The sequence below is a fragment of the Xanthobacter pollutisoli genome, assembly GCF_040044995.1.
Taxonomy (GTDB): Bacteria; Pseudomonadota; Alphaproteobacteria; order Rhizobiales; family Xanthobacteraceae; genus Xanthobacter.
Genome location: NZ_JBDZDP010000013.1, coordinates 55,857 through 73,202, shown reverse-complemented (window position 1 = coordinate 73,202; position 17,346 = coordinate 55,857). Strand labels below are relative to the sequence as shown.

14 protein-coding genes are annotated in these 17,346 nt (G+C 69.8%); 6 read left to right on the top strand and 8 right to left on the bottom strand.

Features of this window, described 5'->3' with window-relative positions; all coding sequences use genetic code 11:
- Positions 1-4: 4 nt before the first annotated feature.
- The 4 genes from waaC to ABLE93_RS20105 all read right to left on the bottom strand — a co-directional run bounded on the left by waaC (position 5) and on the right by ABLE93_RS20105 (position 3,437).
- The gene (gene waaC / locus ABLE93_RS20120) at positions 5-1,045 is read right to left on the bottom strand and encodes a lipopolysaccharide heptosyltransferase I (protein ID WP_348841613.1); all 1,041 of its coding nucleotides are present in this window, start codon (positions 1,043-1,045) and stop codon (positions 5-7) included.
- On the bottom strand, positions 1,042-2,064 hold the full coding sequence (gene waaF, locus ABLE93_RS20115) for a lipopolysaccharide heptosyltransferase II (RefSeq protein WP_348841612.1): 1,023 nt from the start codon (positions 2,062-2,064) through the stop codon (positions 1,042-1,044). Before waaF ends, waaC begins: the two co-directional genes overlap by 4 nt.
- A gap of 96 nt (positions 2,065-2,160) precedes the next feature.
- Positions 2,161-2,634 carry a phasin gene (locus tag ABLE93_RS20110; RefSeq protein WP_348841611.1) on the bottom strand — a complete coding sequence of 158 codons (474 nt, stop codon included), beginning with the start codon at positions 2,632-2,634 and terminating at the stop codon, positions 2,161-2,163.
- 239 nt (positions 2,635-2,873) lie between these two features.
- Complete coding sequence (locus ABLE93_RS20105) at positions 2,874-3,437, bottom strand: phasin family protein (protein WP_348841610.1); 564 nt, start codon at positions 3,435-3,437, stop codon at positions 2,874-2,876.
- A gap of 199 nt (positions 3,438-3,636) precedes the next feature.
- On the opposite strand from ABLE93_RS20105, the gene ABLE93_RS20100 reads away from it, so the two are divergent.
- The 6 genes from ABLE93_RS20100 to ABLE93_RS20075 all read left to right on the top strand — a co-directional run bounded on the left by ABLE93_RS20100 (position 3,637) and on the right by ABLE93_RS20075 (position 12,164).
- Positions 3,637-5,979 (top strand): PAS domain-containing protein, encoded by a 2,343-nt coding sequence (locus ABLE93_RS20100; RefSeq protein ID WP_348841609.1) that lies wholly within the window; start codon positions 3,637-3,639, stop codon positions 5,977-5,979.
- 207 nt (positions 5,980-6,186) lie between these two features.
- A complete protein-coding gene (locus tag ABLE93_RS20095; protein ID WP_348841608.1) occupies positions 6,187-6,423 on the top strand; it encodes a (2Fe-2S)-binding protein in 237 nt (78 codons plus the stop codon).
- A gap of 128 nt (positions 6,424-6,551) precedes the next feature.
- Positions 6,552-7,031: a bacterioferritin gene (gene bfr / locus ABLE93_RS20090; RefSeq protein WP_348841607.1), complete on the top strand. Its 480-nt coding sequence runs from the start codon at positions 6,552-6,554 to the stop codon at positions 7,029-7,031.
- A 310-nt stretch (positions 7,032-7,341) separates the two neighbouring features.
- Positions 7,342-8,367 carry an extracellular solute-binding protein gene (locus ABLE93_RS20085; RefSeq protein WP_348841606.1) on the top strand — a complete coding sequence of 342 codons (1,026 nt, stop codon included), beginning with the start codon at positions 7,342-7,344 and terminating at the stop codon, positions 8,365-8,367.
- A 13-nt stretch (positions 8,368-8,380) separates the two neighbouring features.
- Positions 8,381-10,102, top strand: coding sequence for an ABC transporter permease (locus ABLE93_RS20080; protein ID WP_348841605.1), 1,722 nt, complete (start codon positions 8,381-8,383; stop codon positions 10,100-10,102).
- A 127-nt stretch (positions 10,103-10,229) separates the two neighbouring features.
- The gene (locus ABLE93_RS20075; protein WP_348841604.1) at positions 10,230-12,164 is read left to right on the top strand and encodes an AsmA family protein; all 1,935 of its coding nucleotides are present in this window, start codon (positions 10,230-10,232) and stop codon (positions 12,162-12,164) included.
- Between the two features lie 44 nt (positions 12,165-12,208).
- Here ABLE93_RS20075 and ABLE93_RS20070 read toward each other — a convergent pair whose 3' ends face one another.
- The 4 genes from ABLE93_RS20070 to ABLE93_RS20055 form a co-directional block, all read right to left on the bottom strand.
- Entirely contained in the window at positions 12,209-12,742 is a 534-nt protein-coding gene (locus ABLE93_RS20070) for an invasion associated locus B family protein (protein WP_348841603.1), read from the bottom strand.
- Between the two features lie 133 nt (positions 12,743-12,875).
- A complete protein-coding gene (gene xdhB / locus ABLE93_RS20065; protein ID WP_348841602.1) occupies positions 12,876-15,161 on the bottom strand; it encodes a xanthine dehydrogenase molybdopterin binding subunit in 2,286 nt (761 codons plus the stop codon).
- On the bottom strand, positions 15,158-16,570 hold the full coding sequence (gene xdhA / locus ABLE93_RS20060; protein WP_348841601.1) for a xanthine dehydrogenase small subunit: 1,413 nt from the start codon (positions 16,568-16,570) through the stop codon (positions 15,158-15,160). The genes xdhB and xdhA overlap by 4 nt, the downstream gene beginning before the upstream one ends.
- A 4-nt stretch (positions 16,571-16,574) precedes the next feature.
- Positions 16,575-17,345: an ABC transporter permease gene (locus ABLE93_RS20055; protein WP_348841600.1), complete on the bottom strand. Its 771-nt coding sequence runs from the start codon at positions 17,343-17,345 to the stop codon at positions 16,575-16,577.
- Between the last annotated feature and the right edge of the window lies 1 nt (position 17,346).

Here is a 17,346-nt window from a genome sequence, read left to right as displayed (position 1 = left end):
CCGCTCACCGCTTGTCCATCTCGGGACCACCAGGGGCGAGCGCCCCGAGGCGCTCGAGCGCCTGCCAGACCTCGACGGCGCTGATGTCGGCAAGGCACGGCGGGCCCTCGCGCACCTCCGGGGCGATGCGGCATCTGGCCTTCTCGCACGGCGCGCAATCGCGGCGGGCCTTCAGCTCCAGCGCGCGCGGGCCGTAGAGGCCGGTCAGGACCGGGTCGGTCGGGCCATAGAGGCCAACCGTCGGCACGCCATAAGCTGCCGCCAGGTGCCCGAGGCCGGTGTCGACGCTCACCACGCCAGCAGCTCCGGCAATCTGCGGTGCGAGCGTGTCGAGCCCCTGCGGCGGCAGAAGGTGGACGAAAGGGAGATCCGCTGCGATGGCCTCGGCGCGGACGCGTTCCTCCCCGCTTTGGGCAAAAAGGCGCACGGCCATTCCCGCCGCCCCGGCGCGGCTGGCCAGCGCGCGCCAGCCGTCCAGCGTCCAGGTCTTGGTGGGCCATGTGGTGCCGTGGAGAAAGACGAGATAGGGCGCTCCGGAGAGCGGCGCCGGTCGAAGGCCGGAATCCGCCGGGAGGCCGTCGAGGTCATAGCCCAGCGCGGCGGCGAACAGCTTGCGGATGCGCACCGCCATGTGCTCCACCTCGGGCACATTGTGGCGCACATGGTAGAGCAATGGGGCAAGCCCCTCGCGAGCACTGGCCCGATCGAAGCCGTGGCGCCGGCCCTGGGCAAGGGCGGCCACACCCGCGCTCTTCATCAGGCCCTGGGCGTCTATGATGCGGTCATAGCGCTCGGCGGCGAGCGCCGCCCGCACCCGCCCGGCCTCGCCGGAGCGCAGGGCCAGGCCCGGGGTTCGCAGCATCCGGCGCAGCGGCACAGGGAGGGTGCGGCGCACCGCGGGATGAAGGCGGGCGACGGGGGCGAAGGCCTCCTCCACCGCCCAGTCCAGAACGAGGTCTGGCACGCGGGCGGCGGCATCCGTCAGCGCCGGAAAAGTGTGAACCACATCTCCCAGCGACGACAGCTTCACCAGAAGCACCTTCATCGGCGGATCTGCTCGGCCGCGGCGAGAACCTCGTCCGCGGCAATCCCTTCCAGGCAAGCGAGGGTCTTCAGCGGGCATTCCCGCTTGTGGCACGGCCGGCAGGGCAGCTCGCGCGCCATCACCTTGGCGGAGGGCGAGGCGGGCGGCGTCATCTTCTCCGAAGAGGCGCCATAGAGCACCACCAGCCGCCGGTCGAAGGCGCCGGCCACGTGCATAAGGCCGGAATCGTTGGAGATCACCACATCCGCCGCGGCGAGGATGGCCGCCGCCTCGATGAGGGTGGTGCGGCCGACGAGATTGTCCACCGGCACGCCCGCGCCGGCGGCGATGGCATCGGCGGCCTCCTGGTCCTTGGGCGAGCCGAGGATACGGATGCGATAGCCGGACCGCACCGCAAGGCCGGCCAGCTCGGCGAACTTGGCGGCCGGCCAGCGCTTGGCCGGGCCGTATTCGGCGCCGGGGCACAGCACCATCACCGGCCCCTCGCCTTCCAGCGGGAATTTGGCGGCACTCACGTCCACCGCGCCGTCGGGCAGGATCAGCCGGGGTCGCGGCGCGCGGGCGATGGAACCCGGTGGCAGGCCGAGCGCCACGAAGCGGTCCAGCGTGCGGGCGGTCTTGCGGTTGGGATCGGGGCGCGCATCGGTAAGGAGGGCGCTGCGCAGCTCGGCCCGGTAGCCCACGCGCTCGGGGATCTCGGCGGCCAGCGGCACGATGGCGGCCTTGAAGGCGCGCGGAAGGATGATGGCCTTGCCGTATCCCTCGTGCCTCAGCGCGCGACCGGCCTTCCAGCGCGCGAGGAGGCCGAGTTCCCCGTGGCCGAGGCCCAGCGGAATGGTCCGCCGGACGCCGGGGATCATGCGGGCGATGGGCAAGGAGGCAGGGGGCGCCAGCACGTCGATGGGCCGGCCCGGTTCACGCAGGCGGAGGACGTCCACGAGGCTCGCCGCCATGACCATGTCGCCGACCCAGGACGGGCCGACGAGCAGCAAAGGCGAGACGGAACCAAGGGCACGCATACGAAGCTCGCGGGGTGGGACGCCCCGCGTCATGACAAGGCGAACCCGCCGCGTCAAGCCGCAGGGGCCGGACGCGACGGGAAAGGACGGGAGGCCTCAGGCGGCGGGACGGATGGTCTTCTCGACCGAGGTCTTCAGGGGCTCGGAGGAATCCGCCGCCACCTTCTGCGCCAGGGCCGACAGATCCTTGGCCTGCGAGGTCAGGCTCTCGAACTGCTTGCGCGCGTGGCCGGCGGAAAGCTCCACGGCTTCGGCCACCGTCTTGGCGGTGAGCAGCGAGGTGAAATAGTCGAAGGCCGAGTTCACGTTCGATTGAAGTGCCTCGAGCACCTTCGCATTGTACTGCGCCACGCCCTTGGAGGCGGTGGTGTAGGTGTCTTCCAGGGCGGAGTTCACCTGCTCGGCGGTGTCCTTGAGCTTCGCGTAATTCTCGCGGCAGGTGTAAAGGCCCTTCTCGGCGATCTCACGCACCGCCGGGGGCACTTCCATGCCGGGAATGGCATTGCTCGCGAACGCCTTTTTCGCGGCTTCGATCTGGTCCTGATAGGCCTTGATGAAGGTGTCGTTCATGTCATCCTCGGAAAACGGGGCAACCCGGACGGCGTGGCCGAGGCGACTTTCCCGCAATGCCGAAGACGATGTCGCGCGCCGCGCAGCACCAACCCTTCGAACGCTTGCAATGGCAGCTATGTGACCCCGACAGAAAAAATCATATCGCAAGCAACCGTGCAGCGCAAAATGAAATTCTGCGCTGCACAAGCCAAGCTTAAGGGGTCTGAAACCGATCCGGGTGGCCCCGGAAATCGCGGTCAGTAGGACTGATTCGGATCGGTTGCCTGAGTGGCGGTGGTGGCGGCGTGCTCGGCGGTCGCCTTGGCATCGCGCACCGCCGTCTCGCTCACGGACTTGAAGTCCTGAGCGGCGGCCTGGGCATTCTGGGCGGCGGAGGCGGCGAGGGTCTTCAGGCGCTCGGCAAGGGCGCGGGCGTGCTCGTCCATGCTGCGCACAGTGGATTCGCCGATGCTCTTGGCGTCGGCACCGAAGTCCTTGGCCTGCTCGGCCACGGCCTTCATCTGGCTGGTGAGGAATTCGGCCTGGAGGCTCATCATCTCCTGCGGGCTCTTGGCGGCCACCAGCTTGTGCAGGAAGTCGAAGCTCGCCTCCACATTGGCCTCCATTAGGCCGATGGCCTTCTGGCGCAGGTCCTTCATGCCGGTGCGGACCTCCTCGAAATGTCCCTCGCTGTCACCCACCGCCTCGCGGGCGCTGTGAAACAGCGTTTCGAACGCCTGGCGCGCCTGCGCCACGTTCTTCTCGGCGATCGCCCGCATTTCGGCGGGCAGCTCGAGATCCGGGCCGAATTTCGTCGTCATGGCCGTCACTCCTCCGGGTTTTGGGCGGCGCGAGCGACCGCGCCGTGACCAATCTTAGTATGCGGCGGTCCCGCTTCGCCAATATGAATGGCGCGCCGCGCGCCACAGTTGCACTGACGTTAATCAATCCCCGTGACAATATCGTCCCACCGTCGCGCAGCGTTTCCCGGTTTGCGGCGGCAGGACGCAACGGCAGGCCATGACGCAGCAGCAGGGCATCAAGCACAGCCTCTCCTCCCCCGCCGACGGATCGGCCGACGGCCTCGTGGCCGGCGCCGCGGCGGTGCTGGCGCCCCTTGATCGTCACGACCTGCCCGCCTTTCTGCTGGAGCTGCCCACCGGCCGGGTCCGCACGGCGACGGCCGCGGTCGGGCGCTTCGGCCTGCGACCCGGCGAGCTGGCGCCGCCCGCCCTCGTCGCGACCGCCAGACGGCTTGCCCGCCGCACCGCCGCCGGGTTCGGCCTCGCGCGCCTCACCCTGCCCGGCTGCCTCGCGCCCCGCCTGTTCCGCTTCGCCCCGCTGGCGCTGCCGGACGGTGCGGCCATCCTCTTCGCCGATCCTGCGGCCTTCGATGCGGCGCCCGGCGCTCCGACGCCCGCCGTCGCGCCTGCGGTGCCCGCGGCTCTGCGTCCCCTCCTCGCCCAGCCGGTGAGAGTGACCTGGGAGGCTGATGGCGAAGGACGCCTGCGCGCCCTGTCACCCCTGTTCGCAGCCGCCCTTGGCGCCCGTGCGCCCCATTTGATCGGCCGGAGCTTTGCGACGCTGGAGGACGACGGACTGGTCCGCGATGCGGGCGCGGTCGCTCACGCAATAGCCACCGGCGCCAGCTTCACCGATCTTGCGGTTTTCGTGCCCGCGGCGGGGGCCGACCCTGCCCTGGACCTGACCCTGGGCGCCGTGCCCATGCTCGATCCCGCGCGCCGCCGGGTGGGCATGCGCGGCTTCGGCATCGCCTGCGCCTCGGCCCGGGCGGACGCCGCGGCGTCCAATGTCAGGGAAGAAGTCCCCCCGCCGGCGCAGACCGCGCCGCAGGCCCCGGACTTCGGCCGCAACGTGGTGCCGCTGCGGTCGGCGACCCTCTCGCCGCAGGAACGCTCGGCGTTCAGCGAGATCGCCCGCACGCTCGCCGCCGCCATCGAGGACTGGCCCAAGCCCCGCGCCGTCGAAATGCCCGAGCCGTCCGACGGCCCCGAGGAGATGACGGAGGAGCCGGCCCCACCCACGCCGAGCGACGAAGCGGAACTGCTCGATCGCCTGCCGGTGGGCCTGCTCGTCCAGCAGGACGGCGCCCTGACCTATGCCAACCGCACCTTCCTGGAAATGACCGGCTGGCCAGACCTTGCGGCGCTTGCCGAGGCGGGCGGTCTCGAGCGGGTCATGAGCCGCGAAGGCGGCGGACTGCATGCGCTCATGGCGGACGGCGGCGGACTGCCGGTGGAGGTTCGGCTGGTGGCCGCGCCATTCCTCGGCCGGCCGGCCCTGATCCATGTCGTCCGCCCGCTGAACGCAACCGACGATCGCGAGGCCCGGGCCTCGGCCCGCCGCGCTGCGCTCGACATGGTGCCGTGGCCGATCTTCCTGCTGGAAGGGGACGGCACCATCCGCCTCGTCAATCGCGCCGGCGCCGAGCGGCTGGGCTTCCCCGCCCATGAGCTGGCAGGGGAGCCCTTCACCATCGCGGTGGCACCGGAGGACCGGGCAGCGGCAGTAGCAGCCCTCGACCGCGTTGCGCTGGCCAACCTCTCTGACGAGATCGCCCTTGCCCTGCGGGATCGGACCGGCACCCTCACGCCGGGACGTGCCGCCGTGACGCGGGCCGGGGCCGACGATCAGTTGCTCTGCGTCGTGATCGGTCCTGCGGCCCCCGCCGTCGCGCCCGCGCTGCCCAACCCCCCGGCGCCCGATTTGCTGCCGCGTCTGGCGGGCCGGCTGCGCGCCGGTCTGGCCGGGCCGCTGGCCACACTGCGGGACGCGGGATCGGCCGGGCTGCCCGCGCCGGCCGAGGCCGCCTTCGATGCGCTCGCCGCCACCCTTGACGACCTTTCCGCGCTCGCCGAGCCCGAGCCACCGGTGCCTGCGGACCGGTGCGACCTCGCACGCCTCGTGCGCGATGCCGTCGCGGCGCATGCAGCGACCGCCCGCCGCCGGCGAATCGCACTCCGCCTCGATGCTCCGGCGCAGCTCCCGGTGACGGGGCACGGCGCTTTTGTCGCCCGCCTGGCGCGCCGGATGCTGGAAGAAGCCCTCGACGCCACGCCCCCGGGCGGAACGGTGACCGTCTCGGTGCTGTCCGTGCTGGAAGATGGAGAGGCCCGCGCGCGCCTTCAGGTGAGCGACGGCGGCCCCGGGCTGGACGAGCCGGCGGTGGCTGCCGCCCTCGATCCCCTGTCTGGCCTGCCCGCTGACGATCGCTTCGCCACCGCGGGGCGGCCGCTGCGTCTCGCGCGCATGGCGGCCGAGGCGGAGGCGGCGGGGGGAATACTTGAGGTGCGGCCGAGCTCAGGCCGCGGAATGCTCGCTTCCCTCACCCTTATGGCTTGAGCGCGACCGGCCCTGGCGGTGCCTTAGCACCTTTTACGGCTGCGTCCGCTATAATAGAACTACTCTATTGTGCTTGCAGATACTGTCAGAACGGCGTGCGAAGCACCATGTCGCATTCCTACGGAGTTGACGGAAGCACGCCCCCTCTGCGAAAAATGTAATAGAACCAAGTTTTTAGAAACACTCCAATTAGCCTTCGAGCCGGCCATGATCGTTTGTTCATGCAACGTCGTTTCAGACCGTCAAGTGCTCGACGCTCTTGCCGGTTCCCAGGGATTGCGCACTCCCGGCGAAGTTTATCGCTGCCTCGGATGCTCCCCCCAATGCGGACGCTGCGCTCGGACCATCCGCGCGCTGATGGACCAGGTTCAGGCGCATAATTGCGGTGCCTGCGCCGAGGAATGCCCGGTTGCCGGGTTGACTGGTCTCGTCGCAGCGGAGTAGCGCCTCATCCCCTCCATCTGCTGGCCCCGGCGGACATGCCGGGTATGCTAGCACCGGTCTTGCCACGAGATTAGAATTAGTCTAACTGTGACTTCAAACTGCCATTGCCAAAGGCACAGGAGCTGAAAATGAAGGGCGACCCGAAGGTCATCGAATACCTCAATCGTGGCCTGCGCTCGGAGCTCACCGCCATCAACCAGTACTGGCTGCACTACCGCATGCTCGACAACTGGGGCTACAAGGCGCTCGCCAAGAAGTGGCGCGCCGAGTCCATCGAGGAGATGGTGCACGCGGACAAGTTCACCGATCGCATCCTATTCCTTGATGGCTTCCCCAACATGCAGGTGCTCGATCCGCTGCGGATCGGCCAGGATGTGAAGGAAATCCTCGACGCCGATCTGGCCGCCGAGCTCGACGCCCGCGCCCTCTATCAGGAGGCCGCCACCTACTGCCACTCGGTGAAGGACTATCCGAGCCGCGACCTGTTCGAGGAACTGATGGGCGACGAGGAAGGCCACATCGACTTCCTCGAGACTCAGCTCGACCTGGTGTCGAAGCTCGGTCTGCAGCTCTACGCCCAACACCACATCGGCGAGCTGGAAGACTGATCGCTTAGCCGACCGGTCCCACCCGCATTCGAAAAGCCCGGCTCTGGCCGGGCTTTTTGCGTTTTTGGGCTGCACGCGCGCACAGCAAAGTCCCGTCACCACGCGCGATGAGCAAGTTCCGTTCCGAAAGGTGCTGCATTGAAGCGAAAGCGGGCCAGCTTAGAATTGTTCAATGCAGATTTGATTTAGACAACTTCCAATGTCTTTCACTTCACCTGCTTCTTCATTGACGTTAGGCAAAGCTAGAGGCTAGCCAAGCTCCACGAGTTCTTTCGGCCGCTTCGGGCCGCCGTAACATTCGAGGGTTTCCATGCCGCAGTTCCGCACCCTTCGCCGCGTTCTCGCCGGCGGCGCCTTGCTTCTTGCGGCACAGGGCGCCAGCGCCCAGGAAGTGGTCAACGTCTATACCACCCGCGAGCCGGGCCTCGCCGCGCCGCTGTTCGAGGCCTTTACCAAGGCGACCGGCATCGAGGTGAAGAGCGTGTTCATCAAGGACGGCCTCGCCGAGCGGGTGAAGGCCGAGGGCGCCAGCTCCCCCGCCGACGTGCTGATGACGGTGGATGTGGGCAACCTGCTCGACGTGGTGGAGGCGGGTGTGACCCAGCCGGTCTCGACCCCCGCTTTGTCGGCCATCCCCGCGAACCTGCGCGATCCCAACGGCAACTGGTTTGCCCTCTCACTGCGGGCCCGGCTGGTCTATACCGCCAAGGACGTGGTCAAGCTGTCCGCCATCACCTACGAGGACCTCGCCGATCCGAAGTGGAAGGGCAAGGTGTGCATCCGCTCGGGCCAGCACCCCTACAATGTAGGCCTCGTCGCTGCCGCCATCGTGCATCACGGCGCCGAGAAGACCGAGGCGTGGTTGCGGGGGGTGAAGGCCAACCTCGCCCGCAAGCCGGCCGGCGGCGACCGCGAAGGCGCGCGCGACATCCTCGGCGGCATCTGCGACCTCGCGGTGGGCAATTCCTACTATGTGGGCCTCATGCGCTCCGGCAAGGGCGGCGCCGACCAGAAGAAGTGGGGCGACGGCATCGGCGTGCTGCTCCCCACCTTCCAGGGCGGCGGCACCCATGTGAACGTGTCCGGCGCGGCGGTGGCGAAGAACGCCCCGCACAAGGACGCCGCCATCAAGCTGCTGGAGTTCGCCGTCTCCCCGGAGATGCAGGCGATCTACGCCAAGCAGAACATGGAGTATCCGGTGATCTCCGCGGCGGTGGTCGATCCCATCATCGCCGAGCTCGGCCCGCTGAAGGTCGATCCGATTCCGCTGGTGGAGATCGCCAAGAACCGCAAGCTGGCGAGCGAGCTCATCGACAAGGTCGGCTTCGACAATTGAAGGCCGGGCCAACGTGGCTGACGCGCTGCTGACACCGGAGCCCCTGCGGGCGCGCCTCGCCGTCCCGGGGCGTCCTTCGCTGCTGCTCGCGGCGGCCGGTCTTGTCGCGCTCTTCGTGCTGCTGCCGCTGATCGCCCTCGCCGCCATCGCGGCAGAGGGGTCGGGCGACATGTGGCCCCACCTCATCGCCACCGTCCTGCCAGCCGCGCTCACGCAGACCGGCCTCTTGGTGCTCGGCGTAGGGCTGGTGACGCTTGCGGTGGCGGTGCCCTGCGCCTGGCTCGTCGCCACCTGCAGCTTTCCCGGCCGCGCGCTGCTCGAGTGGGCGCTGCTGCTGCCGCTTGCCGTGCCGGGCTATATTGTCGCCTTCTCTTATCTGGAGGTGCTGCACCCCCTCGGGCCGGTGCAGGAAGCGCTGCGGGCGCTGCTCGGCATCGCCAGCCCGCGTGACTTCCGCCTGCCGGACGTACGTTCCACCGGCGGCTGCATCCTGGTGCTGGCGGCGGTCCTCTATCCCTATGTCTACCTGTCCGCGCGGGCGAGCTTCGTGCTCCAGTCCGCGGCGGCGCTGGAGGTGGCACGCACGCTGGGCGCCAGCCGCTGGCGGGCCTTCTTCCGCATCGGCCTGCCCCTCGCCCGCCCCGCCATCGTCGCCGGCCTCACGCTGGTGCTGCTGGAAACCCTCGGCGACATCGGCGCCTCCGAGTTTCTCGGCGTGCGGACCCTCACCGTCTCCATCTATTCCACCTGGGTCAATCGATCGAACCTGCCGGGGGCGGCCCAGATCGCTCTGGTGATGCTCGCCATCGTGCTGATGCTGATCCTCGCCGAACGGGCGGCACGCCGCTCCCGGCGGTTCGTGGCGTCGGGCTCGGCGCGGCCCCAGGCGCCCAAGCGCCTGACCGGCGTGGCGGGCCTTGCGGCAACTGCCTTCTGCGCGGTGCCGGTCACCGTCGGCTTCCTCGTGCCGTTCGTCCATCTGGCCGTCTCCGCCGCGCGGCGGATCGCGGAAGTGGGGTTTCCCGAGCGGGTGGTGGGAGAGGCTGCGACCACCGCCACCATCGCAGCGGTCGCGACCGTCGTCGCCCTCGGCTTCGGGCTGGTGGTCACGCTGGCCCAGCGCCTCACCTCGGCCTCCCTCGCATCGGGTTTCGCGCGCCTCGCCAGCCTCGGCTATGCGGTACCGGGCACCGTGCTGGCGGTGGGCCTGCTGAGCCCCCTTGCCGGCTTCGACAACATGCTGGATGCGGCGGCGCGCGAGATGCTCGGCATCTCCACCGGCCTGCTGCTGTCCGGGTCCGGCGCCGCGCTGGTGGCGGCGCTCGCCATCCGCTTTCTCGCCATTCCCATCGGCGGCATCGAGGCGGGATTCGCCAAGCTCTCCCCGCATCTCGACATGGCGGCGCGCAGCCTCGGCTCGTCGCAGCCGCGCACGGTGCGGCGGATCCATCTGCCGCTGCTGCGGCCGGCGCTGGCCACCGCCGCCTTGCTGGTCTTCGTCGATTCGATGAAGGAGCTGCCGGCTACGCTACTTCTGCGGCCCCTCGGCCTCGAAACCCTCGCCACCCACGTCTATGGCGAGGCTGCCCGCGGCACCTATGAGGACGGCGCCCTCGCCGCGCTGGTGATTCTGCTGGTGGGATTGGGCCCGGTCATCCTGCTGGCGCGCATGTCCGCCTCCGCCTTGCGCTCCTCTTCGGACACCATCCGCGGCTCGTCTTCGTCAGGCCGCTGAGGGCCCTCCGGACGGCCTGGCCGAGGCCATCAAAGCGACACAGAACCCGCTGAAGGTGCCGCCACGTATCGACGCGGCCGAGACCTTCGCGCGCGGCGCGGGCCTCCCCATCGGAGCCATCTGTATCTTGATATTGCGTTTCGGCCAGAACGCCCGCCGGGCCGGGCTCATTGCCGCGACGGCGCTCGGCGCCGGGGTGGCGCTCCTGCTCGTTGCCATGGCGGTTCTGCCGCTTCTGGTGCCGGCCTCGGAGCTGCGTCGCGTGGCGGCCCAGGCGCTCGCCGGTTCCACCGGCCAGAAGGTGGTGATTGTCGGCGAGCCCAGCATCCGCCTCCTGCCCTCCCCGCGCGTCATGCTTGGCAAGGTCAGCTTCCCGCTTCCTGATGGGCAGTCCCTCGACGCCGAGAACGTCGTCACCCGGCTCAGCCTCCTGCACCTTCTGACCGGCACGGTGGACGTGTCCGACGTGATCGTCGAGCGCCCCACTCTGGTGCTCACCGGCGAGGGCGTGGCCCCGGCGCTGGCCGTGGCGCCCATCTTTGCCGCGGCGGATCGCCCCGAGCTGCGCATCGTCGACGGCACCATCGCATGGCGTTCCGAGAGCGGTCTGACGCGCGAGCTCATCAGCGGCGTCAACGCCAGCCTCGACAAGATCATGGACGGCCAAGGCATCGCCATCGCCGCCGCCCTCGACTGGCGCGACGTGCGCATCACGGCCACCCTGTTCGTCGACGACGCCGGCGCGCTGATGGCCGGCACCCCGGCAACGACACGCCTCGTGGTGTCGACGGAAGGCGCCAAGGTGCGGTTCCAGGGCCAGGCCGCTCTGGGCGACGCCCCCATGATGAAGGGCACGACCACGGCCCAGGCCGATTCCCTGCGCGACCTCTTGGACTGGGCCGGTTATGAAGCGCCCACCCGCGGCGGGTTCGGTTCCTTCTCCCTCACCGGCGAGCTGTCGCTCCAGAAGGGCGAGGCAGCGCTGACGGAAGCCGACATCGAGCTCGATGGCAATCGCGGCGACGGGGGATTGCTGCTCAAGCTCGGCGGCGCCCGGCCGCTGGTGCAGGGCACCTTCGCCGCCGACCACATGGACCTGACCCCATACGGCGCGCTGCGCCTCACCACGGCCGACGGCAAGGCGTGGGACCGCCAGTCCATCGATTTGTCCCTGCTGGACACCTGCGACCTCGACCTGCGCTTCTCCGCGGCGCGGCTGCAGGCCGGCGACACTACGCTCGACTCCATGGCGGCCAGTGCCGTGCTTGCGGACCGCCGCCTGGTGGTGGCGCTTGGCGATGCGCGCGGCTGGGGCGGCGCCTTGCGCGCCTCGCTCACCCTGGCCCCCGGCGCTCCGGATGCGGACGCCTCCCCCGGCCGGCCCACCGGCGCGGAGGTGCGGCTGGAGGCGGAGGCCACCGACGTGGACCTCGCCCGCGCGCTGGACGAGATCGCCGCCTTCCGGCGCATCGAGGGCGTCGGCACGCTTCAGCTGGATGTGGCCGGCAAGGGTCGCAGCGTGCTCGACATTGCCCGCAGCCTCACCGGCAGCGCCGCCGTTTCAGCAGACAACGGCCATCTCGCCGGTTTCGACGTGGCGCAGATGCTCCAGCGGATCGAGCGGCGGCCCCTCTCGGCCAACAGCGAGCTGCGTGGCGGGCGCACCGCCTTCGCCGGTCTCAGCGGCCGCCTCGCCATCAGCGACGGCGTCGGCACAGTGGAAGAACTGGCGCTGCACGGCGCCCAGGCCCAGCTCGACATGACCGGGACCGTCTCCATCGCCGACCGCACCCTGGACCTCGCGGGCCGCGCGGCGCTGGCCGCGACGCCCGCCCGTGCCGGCGCCAGCGCCGAGAAGACAGGCGGGATCGAGCTGCCGTTCAGCGTGCGCGGGGCCTGGGACGCGCCGGTCATCATGGCGGATCCGCTGAGCCTCATCGAACGCTCGGGCGCCGCGCTTCCGCTGCTGGAGGCGGTCAAGGGCCGCGCGGGCGGCGCGACGCTGGAGCGGGCGCTAGACGGGGCCGGCGTCCCGGCGCAGCGCACCGCCCCGGCCAACTGAGCTCACCGCGCCAAAACCCGCGGAGCGATCCCGAATGCGGGCGCTCAGCCCTTCAGGCTGGCTTCCAGGGCGGCGCCGAGGCCCTTGAACGACACGGGCAGGATGATGGGCTGGCGCGAGCCGTTCTCGAACACCAGCTCGCCCTTGCCGGCGCTGGCCTTCAGTGCCGTGACCTGCGGATCGGTGAGCTCGGTGGAGGCCACGCAATGCTGGCCGCACCGCTTGAAGGTCAGCACCACATCGGCGACGCCGGACACCTTCAGGGTGACGTTAGAGGGCAGCCACACCCCGGGCGGGGTCAGCACGATAAGGCGGATGGGGCCGGACTTCTCCGCCCGCACCGCCACATGGGCGAGGATGCCCTTGAGGTCGGCGGTCTGAAGGGTCTGCACCGCCTCGCACTCGCGCTTGGCGTCCGCGCCGGCGCAGCGCACCGCCCAATCGTCATGAGTGGACCGCGTCTCGGAAGGGGCCTTGGCGGTCTGGGCCGCAGCGGGAGTGACCACGGCGAGGCCCGCGAGCGCCGCCGCAGGCAGCACGGCGATCCGCAGGGTGGGGAGAAGATCGGAAAGCGCCATCTGCCTCGTCCTTTGAATTCGCCGCCCTGCCCATGCGCCGCATGGGTCTTCGCCCGCGCAGGCCATGGGGACATATCCGACGCGGACCGCCGGTGGCAACGGGAATTGCGCCCGCCCCAGCGTCAGCGGCGTCTCAGATCGCCGCGCGCCGTGCCGCGATGGCGGCGAGCACCCGCTCTGGCGTCGCGGGCGCGTCGAGCACGACAGGCCCCTCCCCCGGCAGGCCGGCGATGGCGTCTCGAATGGCCAGCCATGCCGAGATGGCGAGCATCAGCGGCGGTTCACCCACCGCCTTGGAGCGCAGCACCGTCTCCTCCCGATTCGGCCGGTCGAGCAGATGGACCCTGAAGTCAGGCGGCACGTCGCGCGAGCCGGGGATCTTGTAGGTGGACGGTCCGCGGGTGGCGAGGCGACCGGACGGATCCCATGCCAGTTCCTCGCAGGTGAGCCAGCCGAGCCCCTGCACGAAGGCCCCTTCCACCTGCCCGAGGTCGATGGCGGGATTCAGCGAACGCCCGCAATCCTGAACGATTTCTGCCCGGAGCACGCGAACCGCGCCGGTCAGCGTGTCCACCGCCACCTCCGCCGCCGCCGCGCCGTAGGTGTAATAATAGAAGGGGCGGCCCTGCCCGGTGGCGAGGTCGAAATGGATCTTCGGCGTCTTGTAGAACCCCGCCGCCGAGAGCTGCACCCGCTGCTGCCACGCGCGCTTCGCCACCTCGCCGAAGCCCAGGCTGCGGTTGCCCGCCGACACCCTGCCGTCGGCGAACGTCACATCCTCCACCGCCACGCCGAACTCCGCGGCGGCAACGCCGGCCATCCGGCCGCGGATCTCCCGCGCCGCGACCAGCGCCGCCATGCCGTTGAGGTCGGAACCGGAGGAGGCTGCGGTGGGCGAGGTGTTGGGCACCTTACCCGTGCTGGTGGCTGAAACGCGCACATGATCGAGGGGGATGCCGAAGGCGTCCGCCACCACCTGCGCCACCTTCACGAACAGCCCCTGCCCCATCTCGGTGCCGCCGTGGTTCAGATGAACCGAGCCGTCCGTATAGACATGCACCAGCGCGCCGGCCTGGTTCAGCGCCGTCAGGTTGAACGAGACGCCGAACTTGATGGGCATGGTGGCAAGGCCCTTGCGGATCACCGGGCTTGCCGCATTGAACCGGTCCACCGCGCCGCGCCAGGCCGCAAGGTCAGCTACCGCGTCGAGATGCGCGACGGCCTCGGCGATGATGTTGTCCTCCACCTCCTGGCCGTAGGGCGTCACGTTGCGCGGGGCATCGCCATAGAAATTCGCCGCCCGCACCGCCTCGATGGGCCGGCCGAGGCGGCGGGCGATGGCCTCCATCACCGCCTCGATGGCGAACATGCCCTGCGGGGCGCCGAAGCCACGGAAGGCGGTGTTGGAGACGGTGTTGGTCTTCACCGGCACGCCGCGGAACCGCGCCGCCGGGATGAAATAGCAATTGTCCGCATGGCAGAGCGCGCGGGAGACCACCGCCGGCGACAGGTCCGCCACATTGCCGCAATCGGCCGCCAGTTCCAGGTCCAGCCCGGCGATGCGTCCGTCACCGTCAACCCCCACGTCGTAGCGGATGCGGAACGGGTGCCGTTTGCCGGAGGCCTCCATGTCCGCCTCGCGCGGCAGGCGCAGTTTCACCGGCTTTCGCGCCTTGTGGGCGAGAAGCGCAGCGATGGCGGCGAAGATGGTGGCCTGGCTCTCCTTGCCGCCGAACGCGCCGCCCATGCGCCGTACCTCTACCGTCACCGCCGCGAACGGCAGGCCCAGCACATGGGCGACGCCGTGCTGCGCCTCGGTTGGGTGCTGGGTGGAGGAATAGACCAGCATGTCGCGATCCTCCCCCGGCACGGCGATGGCGATCTGGCCCTCCAGATAGAAATGGTCCTGCCCGCCGCAGCGCACCTCGCCGCTGATGCGATGCAGCGCCCCTGCAAGGGCCGCCTCCACGTCGCCGCGGCCGATGATCTGGTCCGGCGCCACCCGCGCGCCGGTGGCGAAGGCCGTGTCGAGATCGAGCAGGGCCGGCAGCGGCTCATAGTCCACCTTCACCAGCGCCGCGGCGCGGCGGGCGAGATCGAGTGTGGGGGCCGCGACCGCCGCCACGGGATGGCCGACATATTCCGCGACACCCTCGGCCAGCGCCGGCTCGCCGGGCCTTATGGGAGCGATGTCGTTGACGCCCGGAACGTCCGCCGCGCTCACCGCCACCACGCTTCCGAGGGCCAGGGCCTCGGAGACGTCCACCGCAAGAATGCGGGCGTGGGGATGGGGGGACAGCACCAGAGCGGCATGCAACAGGCCGGGCGGCTCGGGCATGTCGTCGAGATAGATGGCGCGGCCGCTGACGTGGGCGGTGGCGCTGTCGTGGCGGGCAGGCACATGGACGGCGCGGGTCATAACGCCTCCAGTTCCAGCGGCAGGTCCGGCCGCGTGACCGCGAGATGGAGCCGCCGCACGAGATTGGCGGCGGCGGCGCGGCGATAGTCGGCGCTGGCGCGAAGGTCCGAGCGCGGGCTGAAGTCGGCGGCGATGGCCGCTTCGATCCCTTCAGGCGGCGCCTCGCCCCAGGTCGTGCCCACCAGTGCCGCCTCAAGCGCGGGCGCGCGCTTGGCCCGCTCGGCCATGCCGCCGAAGGCGGCGGCGAAGGTCGCGAGCCGAGCCCCCTCGAGCTTCAGGCGGAAAGCCGCGAGCAGGGTCGAGATGTCCTGGTCGAAGCGCTTCGAGAGCTTCCAGGCGAAGAGACGTTCGCCCGCCGCAAGGCGCTTCAGGCGCACGGCGGCGATCACTTCGTCCGCCGCAAGGGCGGTGGTGCGATAGCCGGTGAGGAAGTCCTCCACCGCCATGCGCCGCGTGCCCGCCGGGCCGACGAGCTCCACCTGGGCGTCAAGGGCGATGAAGACGGGCAGCGTGTCGCCCACCGGCGAAGCGGTGCCGAGATTGCCGCCGAAGGTGCCCATGGCCCTGATCTGCCGCGAGCCGATGCGGCGGATGAGGGCACCGAAGGCGGGGAACGCCGCCTCCACGCTTTCCAGCCCCTCGGCATACGTGACCGCCGCGCCGATGACGAGTTCGTCTCCCTCCCACGCCAGGCGCTTCAGCTCCGACACGCGACGGGTGGCGATGGCAAGCGGGAAGCCCTGCCGAGCCTTGGCGGGAATGAGGCCGAGGTCGGTCGCCCCGGCGATCACGATCGCCTCGGGATAGGCCGAGCGCAGGGCAACCAATTCGCCCAGGGTTTCGGGCATGAAATGCTGCTCCCCACCCGCGATGAGCCGCGATGCGCCTGCCGGAGCCTCCGGCTCAGGTTTGGACACCACCGGCGCGGCGCAGAGGGCGCGCGCGGCGTCCACGATCGGCCGATAGCCCGTGCAGCGGCAGAGGTTGCCGGCGAGCGCTTCGTGGATCTCGCTGTCAGTCACCGCCGTGCTGCCGCGCGCCTGGTGGAGCACGTGCAAAGACATGACAAAGCCGGGGGTACAGAAGCCGCACTGGGTGCCGTCACTCTCGGCCAGCAGCAGCTGGGCCGGATCGAGCGCGCCGCCCTCCTCCAGCCCCTCCACCGTCCGCACCCGTGCGCCGTCGATCTGGGAGAGGAGAAGGATGCAGGAATTGGCCGCCTGCCAGCGCACCGTGCCATCCACATCCCGGCCAATGGCGATGGTGCAGGCGCCGCAATCGCCCTCGGCGCAGCCTTCCTTGGTGCCGGTGAGATGGCGGCGGGTGCGCAGGAAATCCAGCACCGTCATGGAGGGGGCGGCCTGCGCCTCCTCGATCGTCTCGCCGTTCAGCACGAAGGCGACGGCCATGCCGTCAGCCTCCCGCGCTCTGGGACGAGCGGAAGGCCCAGGCCACCATGCGGCGCTCAAAAGCGGCAAAGATGGCGTACATGAGGATGCCCTCGATGGCGAGCGCGAGCAGGCCAGCGAACACCAGCGGCATCTGGAAGTTCGACCCCGCCTGCACCATGAGGTGACCAACGCCCGCGTTGGCGCCGATGGTCTCGGACACCACCGCCCCCACGAAGGCGAGGGTGATGCCCACCTTCAACGCGCCGAAGAGATACGGCCCGGTGCGCGGGATGCCCACCTTGCGCATGATGTCGAGCTTGGACGCCCCGAGGGCGCGCAGCACGTCCTCCAGCTCCGGCTCGGTGGTGGCGAGGCCGGTGGCCACATTCACCACGATGGGAAAGAAGGAGATGAGGAAAGCGGTGAGGATGGCCGGAATCTCGCCGATGCCGAACCACATGATGAGGATGGGCACCACCGCCACCTTCGGCACCGAATTGAAGCCGATCATCACCGGATAGAGCCCGCGATAGATGGTGCGCGACCATCCCACCACCACGCCCAGCGCGATGCCGAACACCACGGCGATGGCAAAGCCCGCCAGCGTGGTCCACAGCGTGACGAAGGAGTTCTTCAACAGCGGCCACCAGTATTTCACCATGGCGGCGAAAATCTCGGTGGGCGCGGGCAGGATGAAGGTGTCGATATTGAACAGGCGGCAGGCGGCCTCCCAGATGACGAAGAGGCCGACGGTGAAATAGACCGGGGCGAATTCTTCTAGCGAGTATTTCATG

Bases quoted from the DNA above. Each gene is read 5' to 3' on its own strand.
- waaC (WP_348841613.1), bottom strand. From the start codon at position 1,045: ATGAAGGTGCTTCTGGTGAAGCTGTCGTCGCTGGGAGATGTGGTTCAC.
- waaF (WP_348841612.1), bottom strand. From the start codon at position 2,064: ATGCGTGCCCTTGGTTCCGTCTCGCCTTTGCTGCTCGTCGGCCCGTCC.
- ABLE93_RS20110 (WP_348841611.1), bottom strand. From the start codon at position 2,634: ATGAACGACACCTTCATCAAGGCCTATCAGGACCAGATCGAAGCCGCG.
- ABLE93_RS20105 (WP_348841610.1), bottom strand. From the start codon at position 3,437: ATGACGACGAAATTCGGCCCGGATCTCGAGCTGCCCGCCGAAATGCGG.
- ABLE93_RS20100 (WP_348841609.1), top strand. From the start codon at position 3,637: ATGACGCAGCAGCAGGGCATCAAGCACAGCCTCTCCTCCCCCGCCGAC.
- ABLE93_RS20095 (WP_348841608.1), top strand. From the start codon at position 6,187: ATGATCGTTTGTTCATGCAACGTCGTTTCAGACCGTCAAGTGCTCGAC.
- bfr (WP_348841607.1), top strand. From the start codon at position 6,552: ATGAAGGGCGACCCGAAGGTCATCGAATACCTCAATCGTGGCCTGCGC.
- ABLE93_RS20085 (WP_348841606.1), top strand. From the start codon at position 7,342: ATGCCGCAGTTCCGCACCCTTCGCCGCGTTCTCGCCGGCGGCGCCTTG.
- ABLE93_RS20070 (WP_348841603.1), bottom strand. From the start codon at position 12,742: ATGGCGCTTTCCGATCTTCTCCCCACCCTGCGGATCGCCGTGCTGCCT.
- xdhB (WP_348841602.1), bottom strand. From the start codon at position 15,161: ATGACCCGCGCCGTCCATGTGCCTGCCCGCCACGACAGCGCCACCGCC.
- xdhA (WP_348841601.1), bottom strand. From the start codon at position 16,570: ATGGCCGTCGCCTTCGTGCTGAACGGCGAGACGATCGAGGAGGCGCAG.
- ABLE93_RS20055 (WP_348841600.1), bottom strand. From the start codon at position 17,345: ATGAAATACTCGCTAGAAGAATTCGCCCCGGTCTATTTCACCGTCGGC.